This window comes from uncultured Kriegella sp., assembly GCF_963975415.1.
Lineage (GTDB): Bacteria > Bacteroidota > Bacteroidia > Flavobacteriales > Flavobacteriaceae > Kriegella.
The window spans coordinates 439,532-459,123 of the sequence record NZ_CAXBGN010000003.1 but is presented as its reverse complement, the minus strand read 5'-3'; the positions used below and the strand labels follow the sequence as shown (position 1 = coordinate 459,123).

General features: G+C 40.1%; 16 protein-coding genes. 11 read left to right on the top strand and 5 right to left on the bottom strand.

Annotated elements, in window-relative coordinates; genetic code table 11:
- Positions 1 to 213: 213 nt before the first annotated feature.
- From AACZ88_RS08710 to AACZ88_RS08685, 6 genes are all read left to right on the top strand, one after another.
- On the top strand, positions 214 to 1,125 hold the full coding sequence (locus AACZ88_RS08710; protein ID WP_339708982.1) for an SMP-30/gluconolactonase/LRE family protein: 912 nt from the start codon (positions 214 to 216) through the stop codon (positions 1,123 to 1,125).
- A gap of 8 nt (positions 1,126 to 1,133) precedes the next feature.
- A complete protein-coding gene (locus tag AACZ88_RS08705; RefSeq protein ID WP_339708980.1) occupies positions 1,134 to 2,255 on the top strand; it encodes a Gfo/Idh/MocA family oxidoreductase in 1,122 nt (373 codons plus the stop codon).
- Between the two features lie 50 nt (positions 2,256 to 2,305).
- Entirely contained in the window at positions 2,306 to 2,821 is a 516-nt protein-coding gene (locus AACZ88_RS08700) for a GyrI-like domain-containing protein (protein WP_339708978.1), read from the top strand.
- Complete coding sequence (locus AACZ88_RS08695) at positions 2,818 to 3,276, top strand: DUF1569 domain-containing protein (protein ID WP_339708976.1); 459 nt, start codon at positions 2,818 to 2,820, stop codon at positions 3,274 to 3,276. The genes AACZ88_RS08700 and AACZ88_RS08695 overlap by 4 nt, the downstream gene beginning before the upstream one ends.
- Positions 3,277 to 3,397: 121 nt before the next feature.
- Positions 3,398 to 4,123: an MIP/aquaporin family protein gene (locus AACZ88_RS08690; RefSeq protein WP_339708974.1), complete on the top strand. Its 726-nt coding sequence runs from the start codon at positions 3,398 to 3,400 to the stop codon at positions 4,121 to 4,123.
- 30 nt (positions 4,124 to 4,153) lie between these two features.
- On the top strand, positions 4,154 to 5,239 hold the full coding sequence (locus AACZ88_RS08685; protein WP_339708972.1) for an SGNH/GDSL hydrolase family protein: 1,086 nt from the start codon (positions 4,154 to 4,156) through the stop codon (positions 5,237 to 5,239).
- Between the two features lie 25 nt (positions 5,240 to 5,264).
- On the opposite strand, the gene AACZ88_RS08680 is transcribed toward AACZ88_RS08685, so the two are convergent.
- Together AACZ88_RS08680 and AACZ88_RS08675 are read right to left on the bottom strand one after the other, a co-directional pair.
- Entirely contained in the window at positions 5,265 to 6,539 is a 1,275-nt protein-coding gene (locus AACZ88_RS08680) for a mandelate racemase/muconate lactonizing enzyme family protein (RefSeq protein WP_339708970.1), read from the bottom strand.
- Between the two features lie 10 nt (positions 6,540 to 6,549).
- Positions 6,550 to 7,488 (bottom strand): RraA family protein, encoded by a 939-nt coding sequence (locus tag AACZ88_RS08675; protein WP_339708968.1) that lies wholly within the window; start codon positions 7,486 to 7,488, stop codon positions 6,550 to 6,552.
- A gap of 283 nt (positions 7,489 to 7,771) precedes the next feature.
- On the opposite strand from AACZ88_RS08675, the gene AACZ88_RS08670 reads away from it, so the two are divergent.
- From AACZ88_RS08670 to AACZ88_RS08660, 3 genes are all read left to right on the top strand, one after another.
- Complete coding sequence (locus AACZ88_RS08670; RefSeq protein WP_339708966.1) at positions 7,772 to 8,422, top strand: SGNH/GDSL hydrolase family protein; 651 nt, start codon at positions 7,772 to 7,774, stop codon at positions 8,420 to 8,422.
- A gap of 58 nt (positions 8,423 to 8,480) precedes the next feature.
- On the top strand, positions 8,481 to 10,094 hold the full coding sequence (locus tag AACZ88_RS08665) for a family 20 glycosylhydrolase (protein ID WP_339708964.1): 1,614 nt from the start codon (positions 8,481 to 8,483) through the stop codon (positions 10,092 to 10,094).
- Positions 10,095 to 10,192: 98 nt separating this feature from the next.
- Positions 10,193 to 11,140 carry a TIR domain-containing protein gene (locus AACZ88_RS08660; RefSeq protein ID WP_339708962.1) on the top strand — a complete coding sequence of 316 codons (948 nt, stop codon included), beginning with the start codon at positions 10,193 to 10,195 and terminating at the stop codon, positions 11,138 to 11,140.
- A 36-nt stretch (positions 11,141 to 11,176) separates the two neighbouring features.
- Here the strand turns inward: AACZ88_RS08660 and AACZ88_RS08655 are convergent, their stop codons facing one another.
- The gene (locus tag AACZ88_RS08655) at positions 11,177 to 12,664 is read right to left on the bottom strand and encodes a vanadium-dependent haloperoxidase (protein ID WP_339708960.1); all 1,488 of its coding nucleotides are present in this window, start codon (positions 12,662 to 12,664) and stop codon (positions 11,177 to 11,179) included.
- A gap of 110 nt (positions 12,665 to 12,774) precedes the next feature.
- Between AACZ88_RS08655 and AACZ88_RS08650 the strand changes: the two genes are divergently transcribed.
- On the top strand, positions 12,775 to 13,455 hold the full coding sequence (locus tag AACZ88_RS08650; protein ID WP_339708958.1) for a LytTR family DNA-binding domain-containing protein: 681 nt from the start codon (positions 12,775 to 12,777) through the stop codon (positions 13,453 to 13,455).
- Here the strand turns inward: AACZ88_RS08650 and AACZ88_RS08645 are convergent.
- Positions 13,430 to 16,075: an ATP-binding protein gene (locus AACZ88_RS08645; RefSeq protein WP_339708957.1), complete on the bottom strand. Its 2,646-nt coding sequence runs from the start codon at positions 16,073 to 16,075 to the stop codon at positions 13,430 to 13,432. The genes AACZ88_RS08650 and AACZ88_RS08645 overlap by 26 nt on opposite strands.
- Positions 16,076 to 16,265: 190 nt before the next feature.
- On the opposite strand from AACZ88_RS08645, the gene AACZ88_RS08640 reads away from it, so the two are divergent.
- A complete protein-coding gene (locus AACZ88_RS08640) occupies positions 16,266 to 16,808 on the top strand; it encodes a DUF4287 domain-containing protein (protein WP_339708956.1) in 543 nt (180 codons plus the stop codon).
- Between the two features lie 89 nt (positions 16,809 to 16,897).
- On the opposite strand, the gene AACZ88_RS08635 is transcribed toward AACZ88_RS08640, so the two are convergent.
- Positions 16,898 to 19,489: a prolyl oligopeptidase family serine peptidase gene (locus AACZ88_RS08635; RefSeq protein ID WP_339708954.1), complete on the bottom strand. Its 2,592-nt coding sequence runs from the start codon at positions 19,487 to 19,489 to the stop codon at positions 16,898 to 16,900.
- Positions 19,490 to 19,592: the final 103 nt, after the last annotated feature.

Here is a 19,592-nt window from a genome sequence, read left to right as displayed (position 1 = left end):
ACTGGTCGAATATTCTCGATTTTAAGGGTATTCGAGCGCCTTGGCCCTATCGGATCATACATAAATCTATCATGTCCATTCAATTGCTGTCGATGTGTAGGTGCATTCGAAATTTCATATGGAATGAGAAAAGCCACTTTTACCCATGAGTCCCGTAAAAAACAGAAGTTTTTTAAATTTCTCTTCGTACATTAATACCCAAAATTGCACCGTATGAAAAATGGCAAAAGGCTTTTCTTTAGCGTACTCCTACTATTCTCGATGATGTTATCGCTCTCCGCGCAAAAAACACCACTTATCGCCGATGGTGCTAAAATTACTTTGGTAGCTTCCGATTATACGTTTACGGAAGGGCCGGCAGTAGACCAAGAAGGTAATGTGTTTTTCACCGACCAACCCAACGATCGTATTATCAAGTGGGCGGTATCAGACGGTTCAGTATCAGTTTATATGGAACCCTCGGGAAGAGCGAACGGATTATACTTTGATCGTCAAGGCAATTTATTGGCCTGTGCCGACGAGAAGTTTCAACTCTGGCGTATTGACCCTAAGAAAAATGTTACGGTTCTTGTTGATGGATTTGAAGGTAAAAACCTCAATGGCCCTAATGATTTATGGGTTGATTTAAAAGGAGGCATTTATTTTACAGATCCTTTTTACAAACGCGATTATTGGGAGCGTACCGAAAAAGAAATTAAAAACGAACGGGTCTATTACCTTACGCCTTCAATGGAAAAAATTAAAATTGTCGCCAACGACTTTGTTCGGCCGAATGGTATTGTGGGTTCTCCTGATGGTAAAACCCTCTATGTTTCCGATATTGGCGCCAAAAAAACCTATTCCTATAATATCAGCGAAGATGGTTATCTTACCAACAAACAACTGTTTGTCGATATGGGTTCCGATGGCATGACATTAGACAATAAAGGCAACGTGTATTTAACGGGGAAAGGGGTAACGGTATTCAATTCCGCGGGAGAACAGATTCAACACATCCCCATAGACCAAAATTGGACAGCAAATGTCACCTTTGGCGGCAAAGATCAAAAAACACTTTTTATAACCGCTATGAATTCACTCTATACCTTGCAAATGAATGTTCATGGGGTTACCCACCAAAATTGAGATTCACAATGTCACGATATCATCATTTCAATAGACTTGCGGTTATCATTTTTATAATCTTACTCGCAACCGTTCCGCAATTAGCAACGAGTCAAACCGACCAGCCATTAAAAGTCGGTATTGCCGGCATCACCCATTCCCACGTGCATCAACTTTTAAGAAGGCCTGAGCAAGGAGATATTAAAATTGTCGGAATAGCCGAAGCCAATAGAGATTTAGCAAAGCGATATGCCAATCGTTACGGATATTCGATGGATATTGTTTTTAATACGGTAGAAGAAATGATAGCTGCTACGCAACCAGAAGCAGTTACCGCTTTTGGAAGTATCTATGACCATTTGGGCGTTGTTGAAGCTTGTGCTCCTAAAGGGATACATGTTATGGTCGAAAAACCTTTGGCTGTAAGTATTGCCCATGTTAAAAAAATGGAGGCGTTGGCCAAAAAACATAATATTCATTTATTGACCAATTACGAAACAACTTGGTATTCATCGAATCATAAGGCGTATGAAATGGTCGAAGATAATGCCATTGGCGAACTACGTAAAATAGTAGTGCACGACGGACATGAAGGTCCGGAGGAAATAGGTGTGAATCCTGAATTTTTAGAATGGCTGACCGACCCCATAAAAAATGGTGGCGGAGCCGTGATAGACTTTGGCTGCTATGGTGCCAACTTAGTCACATGGTTGATGAAGGGGGAACGCCCCATTTCGGTAATGGCCATGACCCAAACCATTAAGCCTGAAAAGTATCCAAAAGTTGATGATGAAGCTACTATTTTGTTGAAATTCCCAAAAAGTCAAGCTATCATTCAAGCCTCATGGAACTGGCCTTTCTCACGAAAAGATATGGAGATATATGGAAAAACAGGATTTATTTTCAGCGACAACGCTACCGATATCCGTTACCGTCTTGATTCAAAGAAAGCAGTGAAAAGTGAAAAATTAGAAAAAAGAGAGGCTCCATATAACGATCCGTTTTCCTTTTTGGCCGCGGTAATAAACAAAAAGATAACGCTGCCATCTTATGCATTGTCGTCCTTGGAAAATAATGTAGTAGTCGTAGAAATTTTAGAAATGGCCAAAGAAAGTGCCGAAACTGGTAAAGCTGTGCTATTTAAGCAGTGAAGAGAACGAAAATTTTAAATGCGTGATTAATGTCTTGCCTAGAAAAAACAATGCTAAAGCCAAAAATTGAATTCTTCCCCAAAAAACGGGTCGTTGGCAAATCGCTGCGAATGTCATTGGTGCAAAATAAAACCCACGAATTATGGCAAAGTTTTATGCCATTACGAAATACCGTTAAAAATAAAGTAGGCACTGATTTCTATTCAATACAGGTATATGACAATGTTTCTTACTTTGAAAATTTTGACCCCAAAATAGAATTCACCAAATGGGCGGGCATAGAAACCACAGAAAATGATAGTTTACCAGAAAATCTGGAAACCTTGGAATTGGATGAAGGTCTTTATGCTATTTTCCAACATAAAGGCTCAAGTACGGACACTAGTATTTTCCAATACATTTTCGCAACTTGGTTACCCGTATCCGATTATGAATTGGACCACAGGCCACATTTTGAAATCTTAGGAGAAAAATACAAAAATCAAGACCCCAATTCCGAAGAGCAAATATGCATACCCGTCAAACCAAAAAAAAATATCTTAAATTATAAAAATCAACAACCATGACCATTCGTAATCTTTTTGACCCTAAGGAGTCCCAAGAAACCATTGAACGACTAAATAATTTAAGCTCGGAAACGCAACCTTTATGGGGAAAAATGAGCGTAGCGCAGATGTTGGCCCACTGTAATGTGGCCTATGAACTCGTTTATGAAGACAAGCATGCAAAGCCAAAAGGATTCAAAAAGTTTTTGATCAAACTCTTTGCCAAAAATATTGTAGTCGGACCAAAACCTTATAAGAAAAATAGTCCCACATCTCCAATTTTTGTAATTAGCGACCCTCGGGATTTTGAAAAAGAAAAGAAACGGTTGATCGATCATATTGAAAAAACGCAACAATTGGGAGGTGCCCATTTTAACAACAAAGAATCACATGCCTTCGGCCCCTTAACGGAAAAAGAATGGAATATTTTATTTTCCAAACACTTAGACCATCACCTGCAGCAGTTTGGGGTTTAAAAAGTTTTGATTCTATTTCATTCGAAACACACCCTTCAAATGCAGCATTGGAAATAATAGGCGGCCTAAAATATTCAACATTTTTTCTATCTTACACATTCCTAATTAAACAACCTCAACCATGACTGCTTATATTTTTGAATTTATCGGAACCGGTATGCTAATTCTTTTGGGCAACGGTATTGTAGCCAATGTGGTCTTAAAAGGAACCAAGGGATCCGATGCTGGTTGGACGGGAATTTCCCTGGCGTGGGGCATTGCCGTTTTTGTAGGTGTATTTATCAGCGGGAATGTTAGTGGTGCTCACTTGAATCCTGCAGTTTCATTAGGTTTGGCTGTCGCCGGAAAATTTGACTGGGCCTTGGTACCGGGCTATGCAGTTGCCCAAATTCTCGGGGCCATGATGGGCAACCTGCTTGTATGGCTGACCTATAAAAAGCAATACGATGCTACCGAAAACCAAGATGCACTTTTAGCTACTTTTTGTACTGCTCCTGCCATTCGCAGCCCTTTTTGGAATTTTGTAACGGAAGTCATCGGTACATTTGCATTGGTTTTTGGAGTATTTTACATCGCCGGCGGCACGTTTTCTGAAGAACCTGTATCCTTAGGGTCTTTGGATGCCCTTCCGGTTGCCTTGTTAGTCATGGGAATAGGTTTTGCACTTGGTGGCCCTACAGGCTACGCCATTAATCCTGCACGAGATTTCGGTCCACGGCTCTTACATGCATTGCTTCCGTTAAAAGGAAAAGGCAGTAGTGACTGGGGCTATGCTTGGGTTCCTATCATTGGTCCGTTAACAGGCGGTGCCCTTGCTGCCGGGGTATTTCTTTTGTTGGGCGCATAATTCCTAAATTTCTTCCTTAAAATTATAGCAATGGCTTTTCTACGCATATTATTAATTCTTTTAGTGTTCAACTGGAGTTTTGCTCAAGAGGATGACCTCACTTTATCTTTTTATGGAACGGAGCACTTTTTAATAGAAGGTACTCAGGTCGATGCATCACGCAAAGAAAGTCCGTATGACAGATTGCCCGCCTCACATAAAGAAAAAGTTAGGGAGGCCGTCTGGAATCTTTCAAAAAATTCTGCCGGTATTTCCATCCGTTTTCACACCAATTCAACCCGAATAGCGGCCCGGTGGACACTTTTGAACGACAATAGTATGAACCACATGGCCGATAGTGGTATTAAAGGTGTTGATTTATATGCGAAGAACGACAATGGACATTGGCAGTACGTCAATACAGGCCGACCTACCGATAAAGCCAATGAAAGTGTACTTGTAAAAAACATGAATGGTAAAGAGCGGGAGTATAAAATATATTTACCGCTTTACGATGGCGTAACCCAATTGGAAGTAGGTATTGACGAAAACAGTACTATACGTAAAGCAGAACAAAATAGTAAAAAACCCTTAGTCTTTTACGGTACCAGTATTACGCAAGGTGGTTGTGCATCACGCACAGGAATGGCCCACACCAATATCATAGCTAGAAAATTAAAACGCGATTGCATCAATTTCGGGTTCAGTGGTAATGGCAAAATGGAGCCGCCCATAACCGAAGTCATTTCAGAAATCGACGCTAAGATTTTTATAATCGAATGTCTCCCGAACATGACGCCCGAAGAGGTCACTGAACGCACCGTTCCATTGGTCAATTATCTGAGGTCGAAAAAACCGGACACGCCAATTTTACTCGTAGAAAACTTTTTCTATGAAGGGGCATTTTTAGACCATACCAAAAGGCTCAAAACCATAGAAAAAAACGTGGCATTAAAGGCTGAATTTGATAAACTTGTTGCTCAAAATACTGGAAGCATCTTTTATATCGCTACGGAAAATGCCTTTGGCCAAGACCATGAAGGTACTGTAGACGGTGTACATTTTACCGATTTGGGCTTTTTAAACTATGCTGCTTTTTTGATTGCAGAATTCGACCGTTTGAAGCTGATCGATTAAAATCCAGTAACCTAAAAACAGCATACTATTCAAAAAAGGGCACTCCTTTTTCCGCATATTTTCGCATGCCTTCCTCATTGATATCGACACCGATACCTGGTTTTTCGGAAAGTGTAATAAAGCCGTTTTCGACCATAGGACCATCGAAAGTCACGATTTCCTTGAACATCCGATTTTTATGGAAATAGATCTGCCATTCCAGAATCATAAAATTGGGCACCGAGGCACAAACATGACACGAAGCCATGGCACCGAGATACGATGCCACCATATGTGGCGCAAAAGGCACATAATATAAGCTGGCCAAATTTGCAATGCGTTGCGCCTCCCCTAGCCCACCGGCCTTTTGCAAATCTGGCATGATAATATTTACCGCACCGATTTCAAGCATTCTTCGAAAACCATATGCCAGATAATGGTTCTCCCCAGCGCAAATGGGGGTAGAGGTAGAATCGGTGATTTGCTTATATGCATCGATATTTTCCGCAGCAATGGGTTCTTCCAGCCACATCATGTTCAAAGGTTCTAAAAGTTTGGCAACCTTCATTCCCGTTACCGCGTCATATCGCCCGTGCATATCGGCACAGATATCGATATTCGGGCCTACTTCTTGGCGGGTAGCTGCCATTTGGTCGTACATACGTTGCAATTCCGCAGGACTTGCCGTCCAATTGTAGTGATCATATTTATTAGGGTCATTGGCCTGATCCAAGTCGAATTTGACGGCAGTAAAGCCCATGTCAACAGCTTCCCTGGCCGCAACTGCAAAATCTTTGGGCTGAGGCAACTTGTTTTGGTACAAAGCGGTATCCATATAAACTCTGATCTTATCCCTAAACTTACCCCCCAAAAGTTGATAGACCGGAACATCAAGTGCTTTTCCCGCCAAATCCCACAAAGCTGTTTCTATAGCGGTCAGCACAGCAACATACATGCCCGACTGCGCTCCTTGAAAAAACCCGGATTTGCGAATATCTTCAAAAAGACGATGGATATTCAAAGGGTTTTTCCCTTTTATACGGGCACCAAACTTTTTTACCAAATGATAAGTACCAGGCACCGCATCGGCTCCTTCCCCACATCCATAGATACCCTGATCGGTATACACCTTCACAAATAGCGCACTGCCGTTTCGAATATAAGCACATTTAACATCGGTGATTTTCAGGGTAGATGGTGCTGAACGCTTAGGCGCTTTATCAATTGCCGATTCATAACCTTGGCCATAACTCGAAATAAAACCGAAACCTGTACCGGCCAATAAACTTTTCGAAATAAAAGAGCGCCTATCATTTTTCATAATATATTTTTTACCAAGTTCTCGTTTTCAACAATTGCTGTATTTGTGCTTTTGGTACGGGCAATGCATCTATATGGTCGTTCAACCATTGGGAAAAATCCTTTTCTATAGCATCTGACCATCGTGAATCGATTTGTCCGGCCGTATATTTTTGTTCTCGCAATCTTTGATGTCCGAACATATCCCTAAGTCGAACCACCTCAGATGTTTTGACCACTTTTTCGACTAAATGCGGCGGAATAAAAATAACTCCACCGTCTCGGCCTAACACCACATCGCCCGGCATCACCGTAGCCATACCAATACGGGTAGGCGTATTGATACCGATTAAAGTTGTGTTTAAATCCCCATCAGGATTATTCAAATGGTGCGAAGGATGATAGGTTTTAAAAAAAGAGGTAAACGAACCAAGTTCCTTTAGTCCATTGATATCGCGGATAGCGCCGTTATATACAATTCCCTTTCCCGATTTCGCAAAAATGGAATTGGCCAGGTTATCGCCAATTGTGGGTCCATCTACATGCGCCCCGAATTGGTCGACAACGTACACATCTCCTTGAATGAGCATATCTATAACCCAAGAATTCTGTGACTTGATTCGACCATCATTTTGATGTCCTTTTTCATCAATAACCCGATGAATATCAGGTCTCCCCGGCATAAAAGTCGCTGTCACTGCCCTACCGACCAATACGCTATCAGGATTGATAACTTGCCAGTTTTCGGCGTATTGGTATTTATAATTTTCACCTTTTAAAACTGCCCAAGCCTCTTCCAAGGTTACTAATTTCATTCGGTCCAATAGTTGGTCTGAAACATACGGCCGGCCATCTTCTAAGCGTTCACCTTTCCATTCCGGAGTCAAAAAAACAAGTTCCTCTTTCGAAATTTGTTGCGAATAGGCCATAAAGAGCGACCCGAACAACAGTAGTGCTACCATTTTCTTCATTGGAGACCAGTTTTTATTTATTCATTAAAACAGAAGATATACTACCAAATATATAAAAACAGAACGCTATTTTTAACAAAAAGATAAATTATAATGACACAAACTACACTTTTACCAATAACAATTTACTATCGCCAAAGTTCTCCAAATTTGAAGGGTTATTGTGCTTTTTTAAATAGGTTTAAGGCAACTATTCTATAGTCAAGACGCAGACTGTACGGGTAAAATAATTTGACCGATTCCCAAATTAGGAGTACCTTAATCCTCTTAAATTTGAGAATCTATGAGGTTTTGTTTACTTACATTATTTTTTATCGGATTTCTTGCGAACGCCCAAGACCCTGCGCGGTTTGCCGATCAAGTTGCAAGCATACAAAAGAAGTATGCATCGACATTGGACGAATCAAAGGAAACCATTGTATTTACAGGAAGCTCCACCATTCGCATGTGGAAAAATCTTCAAACGCTATTTCCTGATCATCAGATAGTAAATTCAGGATTCGGTGGCTCCCAGGCTTCCGATTTATTGGCGTATTCCGATGAGCTCATTTCGAACTTTCGACCAAAAAAAGTTTTTATTTACGAGGGTGACAATGATATTTCCGCTAAGAAAAAACCGAAAGATATCATAACCACTTTTAAGCAACTTATAGCTCAAATCAGGAAAAAGAATGAAAATATTCAAATCATTCTTCTTGCCGCCAAACCCAGCTTAGCCCGATGGGAACTTAAGCGCAAATACAAACAGCTCAATCGTAAATTTAAAAGATTGAGCAAAAAAGACAACAGCTTGGAATATGTTGATGTTTGGCACCCGATGTTGGATGGTAAAATGGTAAAGCAAGATATTTTTATTGAAGACGGATTACATATGAACGCCAAAGGTTACGGACTTTGGTACGACGTAGTTAAACCTTATGTGGAAAAACTATAATATAAGTTTTGATTGCATCTGACGGAATGATCAACAAAGAAAAAACGAAATAAAAAATATGAAATCGATCCTTATAAAAACAATACTTGCGGTTATCATAATGGGGGCATTGGTCGCCTGCGCGGAAAACAAAAAACCTGAAATCAACTTTCCGCCTACAGATTTATCAGTGGCGAATATGATTCCTAAACCTTTAAAAACCATTGCGACCAATAATGCTTTCGGTCTCGATCAATTTACAACAATCTATACTTCACAGACCGACAATGGTTTTGTAGAAGTGGGCCATTATCTTTCTGACAAGATCAGCGAAGTCACCAAATTGAACTTGCTCGTCAATGAAAAATCGGAAAATACGGTAGATCGCATAATTTACATCAATCAATCTGATAGTACAGATCTTGCCACCAACGAGTCATACCAATTATACATTACCAAAGATTCGGCGATTATTAATTCTAAAACTGCCGAGGGAGCGTTTAGGGCCGTTCAGACTTTTCGGCAAATCATTCCGGAAAGCAGTAACGATACACTGGCCGAGCAACCAATATGGCCGATTCCCACTGGAAAAATCATAGACGCCCCAAATTTCGAATATCGCGGTAGTATGCTTGATGTTGCCCGGCATTTTTTTAGCGTCGAAGACGTGAAAAAGTATATTGACATCTTAGCATATTACAAGTATAGTATTTTGCATTTGCACCTATCCGATGATCAAGGTTGGCGCATTGAAATCAAGTCATGGCCAAAACTTACCGAAGTTGGCGGAAGCACTGAGGTAGGTGGTGAAAGTGGCGGATTTTATACCCAAGAAGAATACAAAGAAATTGTAGACTACGCTGCCGCCAATTACATAACCGTAGTTCCCGAAATCGATATGCCGGGGCACACCAATGCGGCCTCGGTCTCTTATCCCTTTCTAAACGGGAATGGAAAAAAAGTAAAATTATATGAAGGCACCCATGTAGGCTTTAGCACTTTCGACACGAGAAAGGACACTGTTTATGCCTTTATTGATGACGTTGTTCGAGAAATTTCTGCCATTACCCCTGGTCCCTATTTTCATATGGGCGGAGACGAAAGTCATGTGACCAAAAAAAACGACTATATCCATTTTGTCAACAAAGTCGAAAAAATCGTAAAAAAGTATGGCAAACGGATGATCGGGTGGGATGAAATTGTGACGGCCGATATCGACAACCAGGCTATTGCCCAATTTTGGTCCAGTAAGGAAAATGCCGATATGGCCGTAAAGAAAGGAATGAAGGTTATTTTATCTCCCGCGAAAAAGGCTTACCTCGATATGCAGTATGACTCCCTATCGAAACACGGGCTTCATTGGGCCGCTTTTGTTCCCGTAGATAGCGCCTATATCTGGACACCCGAAAATTATGAAGGCATTCCCACAGAAAATATTCTGGGTATCGAGGCTCCTTTATGGTCTGAAACTATCAGCACTATTGACGAACTGGAATATCTGGCCTTTCCAAGAGCCATTGGCCATGCCGAACTCTCTTGGAGTACTCAAGAAAACCGTGATTGGGGAAATTATAAAGTGCGTTTGGCGAACCAGGCCCCTTACCTTGACCGTATGGATGTTAAATACTACCCATCAAAACTGATTGATTGGAAAAAGAGTAAGTATTCGTATACCGAGATTAAAAAAGATTAAAATCAATAAAACCCATTCAAAAGGGGTTGTCTAATTGAAGTGGATGGATTAAATAATGGATGTAATTTTAGTAACCATCAACTTGACACTATCAATCAATGAATAACGATAAGCCAAAAGTATTCATAAGCTATTCTTCTTCCGATAGTGATTTTGCAGAACTGATGAAGATGAAGCTGGAGGATGCGGGTATAATCGTTTGGCGGGATGTTCACGAAATTGCCGCAGGCGAAGAATGGCGCAATGAAATTGATTTTGGTCTTTTACGTTCCGACACAGTACTTGTTCTACTCACGAAAACCTCCTCAAAATCATCATATGTCACTTATGAATGGGCTTGGGCAATGGGCAATGGAAAAAACATTATTCCTATTCTGATGGAACCTTGTGAGGTACATCCCAGAATCAAAGTACTGCAATATCTAGACTTCCAAGATCGAAAGAGACCGTGGCCCCCACTTATCGATCGTATCAAGGAACTCCAACTTCAAAAATCAAACACTGCATCGAACACTGAAGAGCTTTCATTGGAGGCTATATTCGACGGCATCAAGGCCTTGGCAAATGTGAATGCAAAACAAGACAGCAGAACCACAAATGCCAATGACGTAGCACAAGCTACCAATCAGATGATAAATGCCAGGCATTATTTGAATACCACAAATAAAAAATCGAATATTATTCTATGGGTCGACGACAACCCTGACAACACTAAATATGAACGAGAAGCTTTTGAGGCACTTGGGTTTCAGTTTACTTTAGCTCTTTCTACCAAAGAGGCCTTAGAACTCCTAAAATTCAATACCTATGCCGCTGTATTATCTGATATGGGAAGGAATGAAGGCCCACAGGAAGGTTATAAACTGTTAAAAAAAATCAGGCAATTTGATAAGGAAACCCCCTTTATTATTTATGCCAGTTCAAGTCTCATGGAACATAAAATTATGGCTCAAGAAAGAGGGGCACAAGGTTCTACCAATCGCGCCAGTGAATTAATTGATCTGGTAACTACACATGCCAGAAATAGTTCAAATACCTCCTTCTAAAATAATAACATCGTTATTTATCAGGTTTTCCTTCCACTATTTATCTCCCAACAGCTCCAAATATTTTTTATAATTGTAACGTGCAATCTTTCGGCCAAGTTCCAAACCTTCAATATTCTCCGCTTGAATATGATACCCTCCCATGACCCTAGATATACCTGCCATTTCAGCTGCTTCAGTGAATGTAGGAAATTTAAGCACCACTGGATCACCTAGATTATTTGGCTCTGTCAAGGCACCCGGAACAAGTTTAACTTCTGCACCAAACCTGTCTTCTCCTTTAAACAATCGCAGCGCCTCTGCACATCCACCACTTATCGTACTGTGACCGGACACATAACTGGGAAAAGGCGGACACAAGAACGAATCAGGGGAATAAGGGCGCCATTCTTGGCCTTTCATTTGCATCATCCCTTTATCAGGACCTCCCCATGCTTTAATAATTTCATCTTGATAGTATTTATGCACCAAGGCATAGGGTCGCGCAAAATCATAGTGCATTTTTGAGTCCCAACAGGCTATAAACCCATCCATGGCCACAGATTCTACCAAGAAATACATTTTTACATCCTGATCGAGGGTGTGTTTATCCCGTACCGATACATCTTGTGCAAACTTTAGCCAATGCCCTGCCTGTTGCACCGATTTCGGTCCGTCTCTCATAAACTCTACCAAAGCTTTATTTTCAGGGGTAAGTTCAGCCTGAAGGTCAATAACCTCTTTTACTTCCTTTTGCAATTGCGCAGATCCCATCATCGGTGGAGGGCCTGGACGAAACTGATCAGCCTTTTCAATCAAAAGAGGTGTGACTTCTTGCCAATAGGGCGTCAAACAGCCCGGATCATATTTCTTACCACCTTCATCAATAAAGTACTTGGGCTGCCATCGGTTGATATCAATGTTATTATTAATATCATTTACTGGCGTATACCCCGAATAGTCAAAATAGGGCACACCATTAGACCCAGCAACTTCACCATATTGATTGGCGCCATCATTTTTACGCATCTCAATGACCATTTTAGCGGCCAGGTTACCTATTCCTTCAGGAGTATTCGGATCTAACGATTTATTGTCAGGGTCAAAACCCAATTCGACCATTTTGCTTCGAAACAGTGTACTATCGGAATAGTAATACTCGCAAAGAGCGCCGTAAGCCGCATAACTAACAGCTATCTCCTTGTTTTTCAATGTTCTTTCAGCTGCAGGACGACGTTCTACATTATTCAAATAAACAGGACTTGCTTTTTTATCGAATCGTGTCCAAGCATCGAACATGGAAGTAAAAATCAATCCGAGATATCTAGAGGTTATTGTCGGTCTAGGCTTGAACCTATCCGTATCGTTCGCCGTACCCTCTAAAGCCATAAAACCCCATTGAAAGGCCACATTGTCTTTTCCCCTGGGTTCTTCCTTACCCTCTTTTTCCGTGACTATTTCGGGGTCCGTTCCTATTGCATTGCCTGTAGTAACAACATAGGATAACAGGGTGCATACAGATAATAGTAGTATTTTCGACTTCATACAATTCAGCTTTTCTAAGGTCAATACTAAATAATTGAGCAATGCAAAACATAATTATTGTATGGATCATGTATATTGGTTGATGAAACCTATAATATTTGGGACGAGCTATGAAATGTCTTATTGTCGACGACGACCCTTTAATCTGTAATCTTCTAGATCATTTTTGTAGTAAAATTCAAGATATTTCAGACACCACAATCGCCACATCGGGTTTTGAGGCCCTTAGCTTGCTCAACGGTTCTTATTTCGACCTTATTCTGCTCGACTTTGATTTACCGGATATTACGGGTAAAGACATTTTAAAAAATATCAACCCACAGAGTGCCGTCATCATGGTAACATCAGACAGGAATTTTGCTTCTGAATCGTACGACTACGACCATATTGTCGATTATTTGGTAAAACCAATCGACTTCGCACGATTTTTCAAAGGTTTTCAAAAAGCCCTGAATTTTGTTTCCGAAAACCGTAAAAAAGAATCGCGATTATTTATCAAAGAGGGGAATAAATTGGTAAAAATAAAATTGGAGGATGTTAAGTATTTTAAATCTGAATCAAATTACATTGGTGTAGTATTGAAAGACCGAAAATTATTGACATTGATGACTTTAAAAGATCTTGAACCCAAACTTCCCGATTTTTTTCAAAAAGTACATCGCTCGTACATTGTCAACCTCAATAGAATTGATGCTATAGACGGCAATGCAATTGTCATAGGAAACGACCACATTCCGGTAAGCCAGAGCTATGAGAAGCAACTACTTAAGATGATAGATCTTTTGAATTAAGATATTCCTCAAATCTAAAACAGCACAGGTAGTAGGCAAATAAATTATAAATCTTGGGTAAATCATCTTGTTTTAAGACTTCAATACGATCGGGCATCGCTCCTTTAAGATCGGTCAACCCCAAACTATTTATATGGGCGATAAGTTTATGCTGAATGGCTTTCCATTCTTTTTGGTCTTTGGAGTCTGCTACAGCTTCTATTCTATCAAGATAGGTTTTAAATTCACTTTGAAGAAGTTTGAGCACCTCAATCATTTTTGAGGCATCAGCATCATAATTGTTATATAAATTAGAAAAATTGGGCGCATTAATCTCTTTAGATCCCAAAATGCAATATACACAGTCTTTTAGGATGGCTATATCATATGGTTTTTGAAAATTGAACGTGCTAAGATCTGCCATAATTTTAGGTTCCAGAGCGGAAACAATAATTAAAGGACAGTTGATTTTTTTTGTTGTAATCCATTCCTTAAGAATCATCACCAGATTTTCTTCACCTAACATCAAATCGCTTATAATCAAGTCGGGAAGGTTTCCTTCTATGCTTTCACTTATATCATTCCATTTATCAAAATGGTTCAACTCAATTTTTTCATCGGCTAAAATATGTTTTATCAAATCGACCGTGGAAAGGTCATCTTCTATAAATAGCACGTTGTACCGATTGAGCAAACGTGGCAACAAGAATTCCTTGGCCGTTGTACCATACCGTGATTGTGATACTTCTGCCTCCCTAAGTGGAATCGTCACACAAAATTCTGAACCAACCCCTTTATCAGATTTTGCTTTTATAGAACCCCCGAATAATTCTACCAATTGTTTAACTATCGACAAACCGAGTCCATAGCCACCATATCTGCCCGAAAGTTCATCTTCTTCCCGAAAGAAACGTTCGTTTATTTTTGTGATGTTCTCGGGTAATATTCCGACCCCCGTATCTTTCAGTTTTATCTGCAAGAGACGACCCTTTTTGGAAGATATCGTGGCAGTCAAATTTATTAGTCCTTTTTCAGTGTATTTTACAGCATTTACAACGAGGTTGGTTATGATTTGGGACAATCGTAAGGGATCCGTTTCGAACAACCGCACTTCAAGTTCTTTGTCAACATCTAACTGAAAAACCAGTCCTTTCTGCAATGCTTCAAATTCATAACTAGAATGAATATCCTTCAATAACGCTGCGATGTTCGTAGGCCTACTTACAATTTGCACCTTTCTCTCAAGTAATTTTTGATGATCTAAGACGTCATATATAAGACCAGCCAAATTGTTTGCACTCCGTTCCAATGAATTAATGATGGGAAGTTGTACATCTGTTGGTGATTGTCTGTATAAAATTTGTGTAAGCCCTAGAATTGTATTCAGTGGAGTTCGCATTTCATGGCTCATATTCTGTAAGAATTCGTCGCGTTGTTTTTTGGCTAGTTGCTCTTTTTCAAGTGCAACGTTTAAATCTTTTACATTACTATCGATTTTGGTTTTCATTTGAACAAAAGTGTTGGCCAAAACCCCAATTTCGTCTTTTCTATTTAATGGAAGTTCCATACGATCTGTAACCCCCTTGTCATAATTTGCTATGGCCTTAGTAATTCGATTTATTTTCCTTGAAAAAAAATTGGTGAAAAACCATGACATCAAAATGGAGCACAAACAGACCCAGAGCAATATTCTCAGGCTTTCAGAACGCACACCCTTTGCGCTTTGAAGCAACAAATTTTGCTCGATCAAAGCAACTAGATATACATCGCGTTTTCCTTGAAAATAGGTCAATTTTCTTATATAACTAAGATACTTATGGTCGCTCAGCCCATTTAATTGTCCCAACATTTTTTCCTTTGAAATGTGTGTATCTCGTCCAATATCAAAATCAGAATAGAAAGCATACTCTTTTTGGGTCTGTACACCAAACCATTTATCAGGCTCGGGACCATACAAATATTGACCATTATCATCGATTAAATAGAGCTGGTGTTCCCCTCGTGAAATTTGCTTGAATGCCTCATAAAGTTTACTCAAGTCTACATTAATTACCAATACACCCACAGCCTGACCGGCAGAATTAAAAATCGGGCTTGCCGCCCGTACCGTTGGAGTAGGCGGATTACTAATGACGCCATATTCTTCGTTCAGATTTATCTTAGAAAAGTAAAACTCTCCTTTGCCAATTTGCACGGTTTGTTTAAAGTAATCAAGGTCGCCTTTTTGTTGCAATATATCCGATTTAAAGACCTGTGTGTCACTTTTATCAAAACGTATGACTTCCCTCCCATTATCCTGAACACCAATCAACCTAATTTGAAAATAGGACGTCTTATTTTCAAGTGTCGCACGAAATAATCGATCAACATCCCTTGCCGTCTTTTCCGAAGGAGTATTGATGTAATTTCTTAGTGTCGGACTTTCGGCAATAACAGCGATATCATTGGAAACTTCATTCAAGAGGGCATAAAATGACTGCTCTGCCATTTCGGAAGTGTGGACCAAGCGGTCTTGGGAATATTTGACAATGACTCCCGATGCCTTCTGAAATACAAGGTACCCGGTTAAAAGAACGGAAAAAATAAGAAGCCCAGTAAAAAATAGGGCGAATTTGGTCACTATCGAATATCGAAACTTCATTCAGCAAAAACTAAAACACCATCAAATCAAAGGGGTATTATCTATATTACAAAATAAAGGTCTGGCTACCATGAAATAATATGAATTTTGATAAACGTATTTTCAATATTGTTGCCTTCGGTAAATTATATTTTATAATATGAATTATCCTTCCTAAATTTAGGTTACATCATCTTAAAACACAAACGTTATGGAAAAAGCACTTCAGACGATGATTGATAATATGCCCGAAAAAACAGGGAAGTCACTCGAAGAATGGAAGCAGGTTTTGAAAACCAAAAATTTCGAAAAACATGGCGTGGCCGTAAAATATTTAAAAGAAGCACATGGTGTAACTCATGGTTTTGCAAATACTATTGTCACCCTATCCAAAGAAAAAACACAAACACCAGCAGATTTGGTGACCAGTCAGTATAAGGGAAAAGAAAACCTAAAACCCATTTACGATAAACTTATTTCAGTAGCTAAAAATTTTGGGAACGATGTCATTATAACCCCAAAAAAGGGAAGTGTAAGTGTTATAAGAAAGAGACAATTTGCTCTGATCAAGCCGGCCACCAAAACCCGTATCGATCTGGGTCTAAAACTACCGGAGAAGCCAAATACAGATCGACTTGGGCCCTCAGGCCCTTTTGGTACCATGTGTACACATCGTGTACAACTTACATCAGTTGAAGAAGTTGACAAAGAATTAGTCTCTTGGATCAATGAGGCTTATCAAAAGGCAAAATAAACTATACTCAAAAACCGTAGATGACTTATTTAACTTGACGAAGTCAATTCATAAGGGGTTTTGAATTCATTTCTAGTATTTGCAGCGACCTATTGCTTCCATTCAAAATCACCATTCTCGATGGACCAATCGTTCCCAAAGAAACCAGCACTTTTCACTCCACCAATTCCATTGGGCAATACACTTTGATCAAAAAGCATAAAATCGGGAAACGTAGTGCCATTTACCAAATAGTGATTGGCATAGGCCGCTTTCATTCCTTTAACGCCACTGGCCGTAACCACCCCAATACTGGCTTTTGTGCTGTCTTCACGTGGAAAAACAAAGTAAAGTCCCCATTGGTCGCCCTTAACCTTTGTCTTCCCAAAATCGATTGCACCATTAACTACTTGCACCGGGCAGTTTTTCAATAATTTGCCCCAAGCCGAGTTGTTGCTCTTATTACCATACAAGACTACATTTCTATTAGGATAATTTCCGGGTTTGAAATCGACATCCTTAACTAATTCAACACTACCATTAGCCCTATACCAAAAAGTTTCTGCGTCGAACCGAGCCTTGTTGAAATACCATTCATTTTCTTCAGTACTACCCTTGGTCGCATATACGAAAACGACATTGTTCCTAAAAGCATCTTTGAAGCCACCATTTCTGTGCGGGCCTTTTTCCTTTAAAGATGGAGCTGAAACTGTTTTCCAATTTCCGGATATCTTACTAAAAAACAAGTTTTTTTGGTTTAGAACTGCGAAAGGTTGTTCATCAATATAAATACTATCTACAGCCTGCGAAAAGGGTGTAACATCAACCTCTAGCAACTCGATATTCGACGTTTGTACGAATGCCTTGGTATCGTCTTTAGAAAAATCGAAAGTGCTTTTCACAAAAGGCTTTTGTTGCTGGTGAATAGTGATAAAATGGGATTTCGCCGATACCCCGGGAGACCCAGTACTAAATTCCAATTTATCGATAGTATGTGCCTCAGGAATGGTATGCCGTTGAAAAAAATCAAAAATCGGAGACCAATCGACACTATGGTTACCATACCAATGCGTGCCACCAGGATATTCGTAATAGGTGAAATCGGAATGGAATTTACCCAAACGCTCCCGCATATCGCGTGCCAATGCGGTCGGCACCACGTTATCCTTTTCTCCGTGCAGTACATATACCCCATGATGCAAATAATTACGAATGAGGTCAAGTGTTCTACTTGGCGACCCCGCCCGCTCTACAATTTTCTCAAGAGGTGTAGCAGTAGGTTCAAAGGTCATTAGTTCTAGCTGTTTTTCCGTTATGCCAAAACGCTTGCGCCGTTCCTCCGACATTTCCAATAATCTATTTCGGAAACCGTCACGATATTTCAATAAATCAGGATAACCGGCACATGGTGCTATCGCAGCAAACTGGTCAGGGTATGTTGCCCCCAAATACCATGTTCCATGCCCGCCCATAGAATGACCGGTCAAATATATTTTTCTCGGGTTTGGAAGGAAAATTTTCTTGGCGTCTTCTAGAACTTCCAAAGCATCTAACCGTCCCAAATCTTCCCAAGCGTAACCGTATGGTCGTCTATTGGTCGGGGCTACCAAATTCCCCCATTCCTTTTGTTTATAGGCATTTGCTTGATTCACAGCCTCTACCGAAGCACCGTGCACCGACAGAAAGAGTGCTAGGGAATCTTTGGTTCTATTCGTAGCCGGTGCTACGCTATAATATTGTATACTTCCATCAACGGCACTCACGAATGTCTTTTTGTGATGCTTATATTTTGATTTTAAATTTACTGGAATTGTCGTCGCATCAACCGAATTTCCGTTCTTGCCAATCAGATTCACCTCCAAATCCATGCTTTTTGAGGCACTATCCAAAGCGACACTTGGAATCGCAAAAGGAATTTTCTGAACACTTAACGGAGGTATTGCCTCGATCTCGGTACTTGCTTCCCCCGAGCCTAAACGAACATTGACAGTGTGGTTTTCAAGCCAGTCGTTCGAAGCATTTATAATTCTTACGGCACCATTGTACGATTTGTTTTCTTCCCATAATAAATCGGGCATTGTAAGATCTCTTTTGGTAAATTGAACAGGGGCATGTGCATCTAACAAACGCGCACGTACCCTTGAAAATCGACCGACTTTTAAAACAAAGACATTGATTCCCTTTTTTAACTTTATAGGAATCAAGCTCCAACCAAAATCATAATGATCACCCTCATGAGGCAATCCGTTTATAGTTACAAGTGAATGTCCCGACCCTTCGAAAAGTGCAATTTTTTCAGTGTTCGAACGGTAGGTCAGATATACATAAGCCGACCTAAGCCCACGACCTGAAAAACTATTGGTGCTATCCGCTTCAATCGGCACCCACCGCTGTTCATTGCCAAGTGCATCAATGCCGAATATTTTATTCGATGTAATATCATATTCCGGGTCGGCAAGGGCCTGTTGAAAAACAGGGTCTTTAGGAAATGTCGATGAATCGATACCGAAATCTTGAATTTGAAGTGCCCATCCTTTTTGAAAAAGGTGCAAAACCACTCCTTCGTTGATTTCTTCTACTTTTTCCTTTCCGAAATATTCGACAATGTTACCTGTTCGCTGTTGCGCACTTAAAACCATCGACCCAAGAAAAACTATCGTGGCGATTAGGGTACGGGCTTTCCTTTTAATATCCATTTTCATACTTATACTCTTTAAAATAGTTGAATACAATATCCACTAGGTCAAAAAAATTGAACAAGTTATAAGCACGCGAATAGCTACTAAAATAGAAAGTAAATCAATA

Excerpts from the sequence above, each read along its gene's own strand:
- AACZ88_RS08665 (WP_339708964.1), top strand. The coding sequence starts at position 8,481 with ATGAAATCGATCCTTATAAAAACAATACTTGCGGTTATCATAATGGGG.
- AACZ88_RS08700 (WP_339708978.1), top strand. The coding sequence starts at position 2,306 with ATGCTAAAGCCAAAAATTGAATTCTTCCCCAAAAAACGGGTCGTTGGC.
- AACZ88_RS08685 (WP_339708972.1), top strand. The coding sequence starts at position 4,154 with ATGGCTTTTCTACGCATATTATTAATTCTTTTAGTGTTCAACTGGAGT.
- AACZ88_RS08705 (WP_339708980.1), top strand. The coding sequence starts at position 1,134 with ATGTCACGATATCATCATTTCAATAGACTTGCGGTTATCATTTTTATA.
- AACZ88_RS08690 (WP_339708974.1), top strand. The coding sequence starts at position 3,398 with ATGACTGCTTATATTTTTGAATTTATCGGAACCGGTATGCTAATTCTT.
- AACZ88_RS08680 (WP_339708970.1), bottom strand. The coding sequence starts at position 6,539 with ATGAAAAATGATAGGCGCTCTTTTATTTCGAAAAGTTTATTGGCCGGT.
- AACZ88_RS08640 (WP_339708956.1), top strand. The coding sequence starts at position 16,266 with ATGGAAAAAGCACTTCAGACGATGATTGATAATATGCCCGAAAAAACA.
- AACZ88_RS08650 (WP_339708958.1), top strand. The coding sequence starts at position 12,775 with ATGAAATGTCTTATTGTCGACGACGACCCTTTAATCTGTAATCTTCTA.
- AACZ88_RS08660 (WP_339708962.1), top strand. The coding sequence starts at position 10,193 with ATGAATAACGATAAGCCAAAAGTATTCATAAGCTATTCTTCTTCCGAT.
- AACZ88_RS08635 (WP_339708954.1), bottom strand. The coding sequence starts at position 19,489 with ATGAAAATGGATATTAAAAGGAAAGCCCGTACCCTAATCGCCACGATA.
- AACZ88_RS08695 (WP_339708976.1), top strand. The coding sequence starts at position 2,818 with ATGACCATTCGTAATCTTTTTGACCCTAAGGAGTCCCAAGAAACCATT.
- AACZ88_RS08675 (WP_339708968.1), bottom strand. The coding sequence starts at position 7,488 with ATGAAGAAAATGGTAGCACTACTGTTGTTCGGGTCGCTCTTTATGGCC.
- AACZ88_RS08645 (WP_339708957.1), bottom strand. The coding sequence starts at position 16,075 with ATGAAGTTTCGATATTCGATAGTGACCAAATTCGCCCTATTTTTTACT.
- AACZ88_RS08710 (WP_339708982.1), top strand. The coding sequence starts at position 214 with ATGAAAAATGGCAAAAGGCTTTTCTTTAGCGTACTCCTACTATTCTCG.
- AACZ88_RS08655 (WP_339708960.1), bottom strand. The coding sequence starts at position 12,664 with ATGAAGTCGAAAATACTACTATTATCTGTATGCACCCTGTTATCCTAT.
- AACZ88_RS08670 (WP_339708966.1), top strand. The coding sequence starts at position 7,772 with ATGAGGTTTTGTTTACTTACATTATTTTTTATCGGATTTCTTGCGAAC.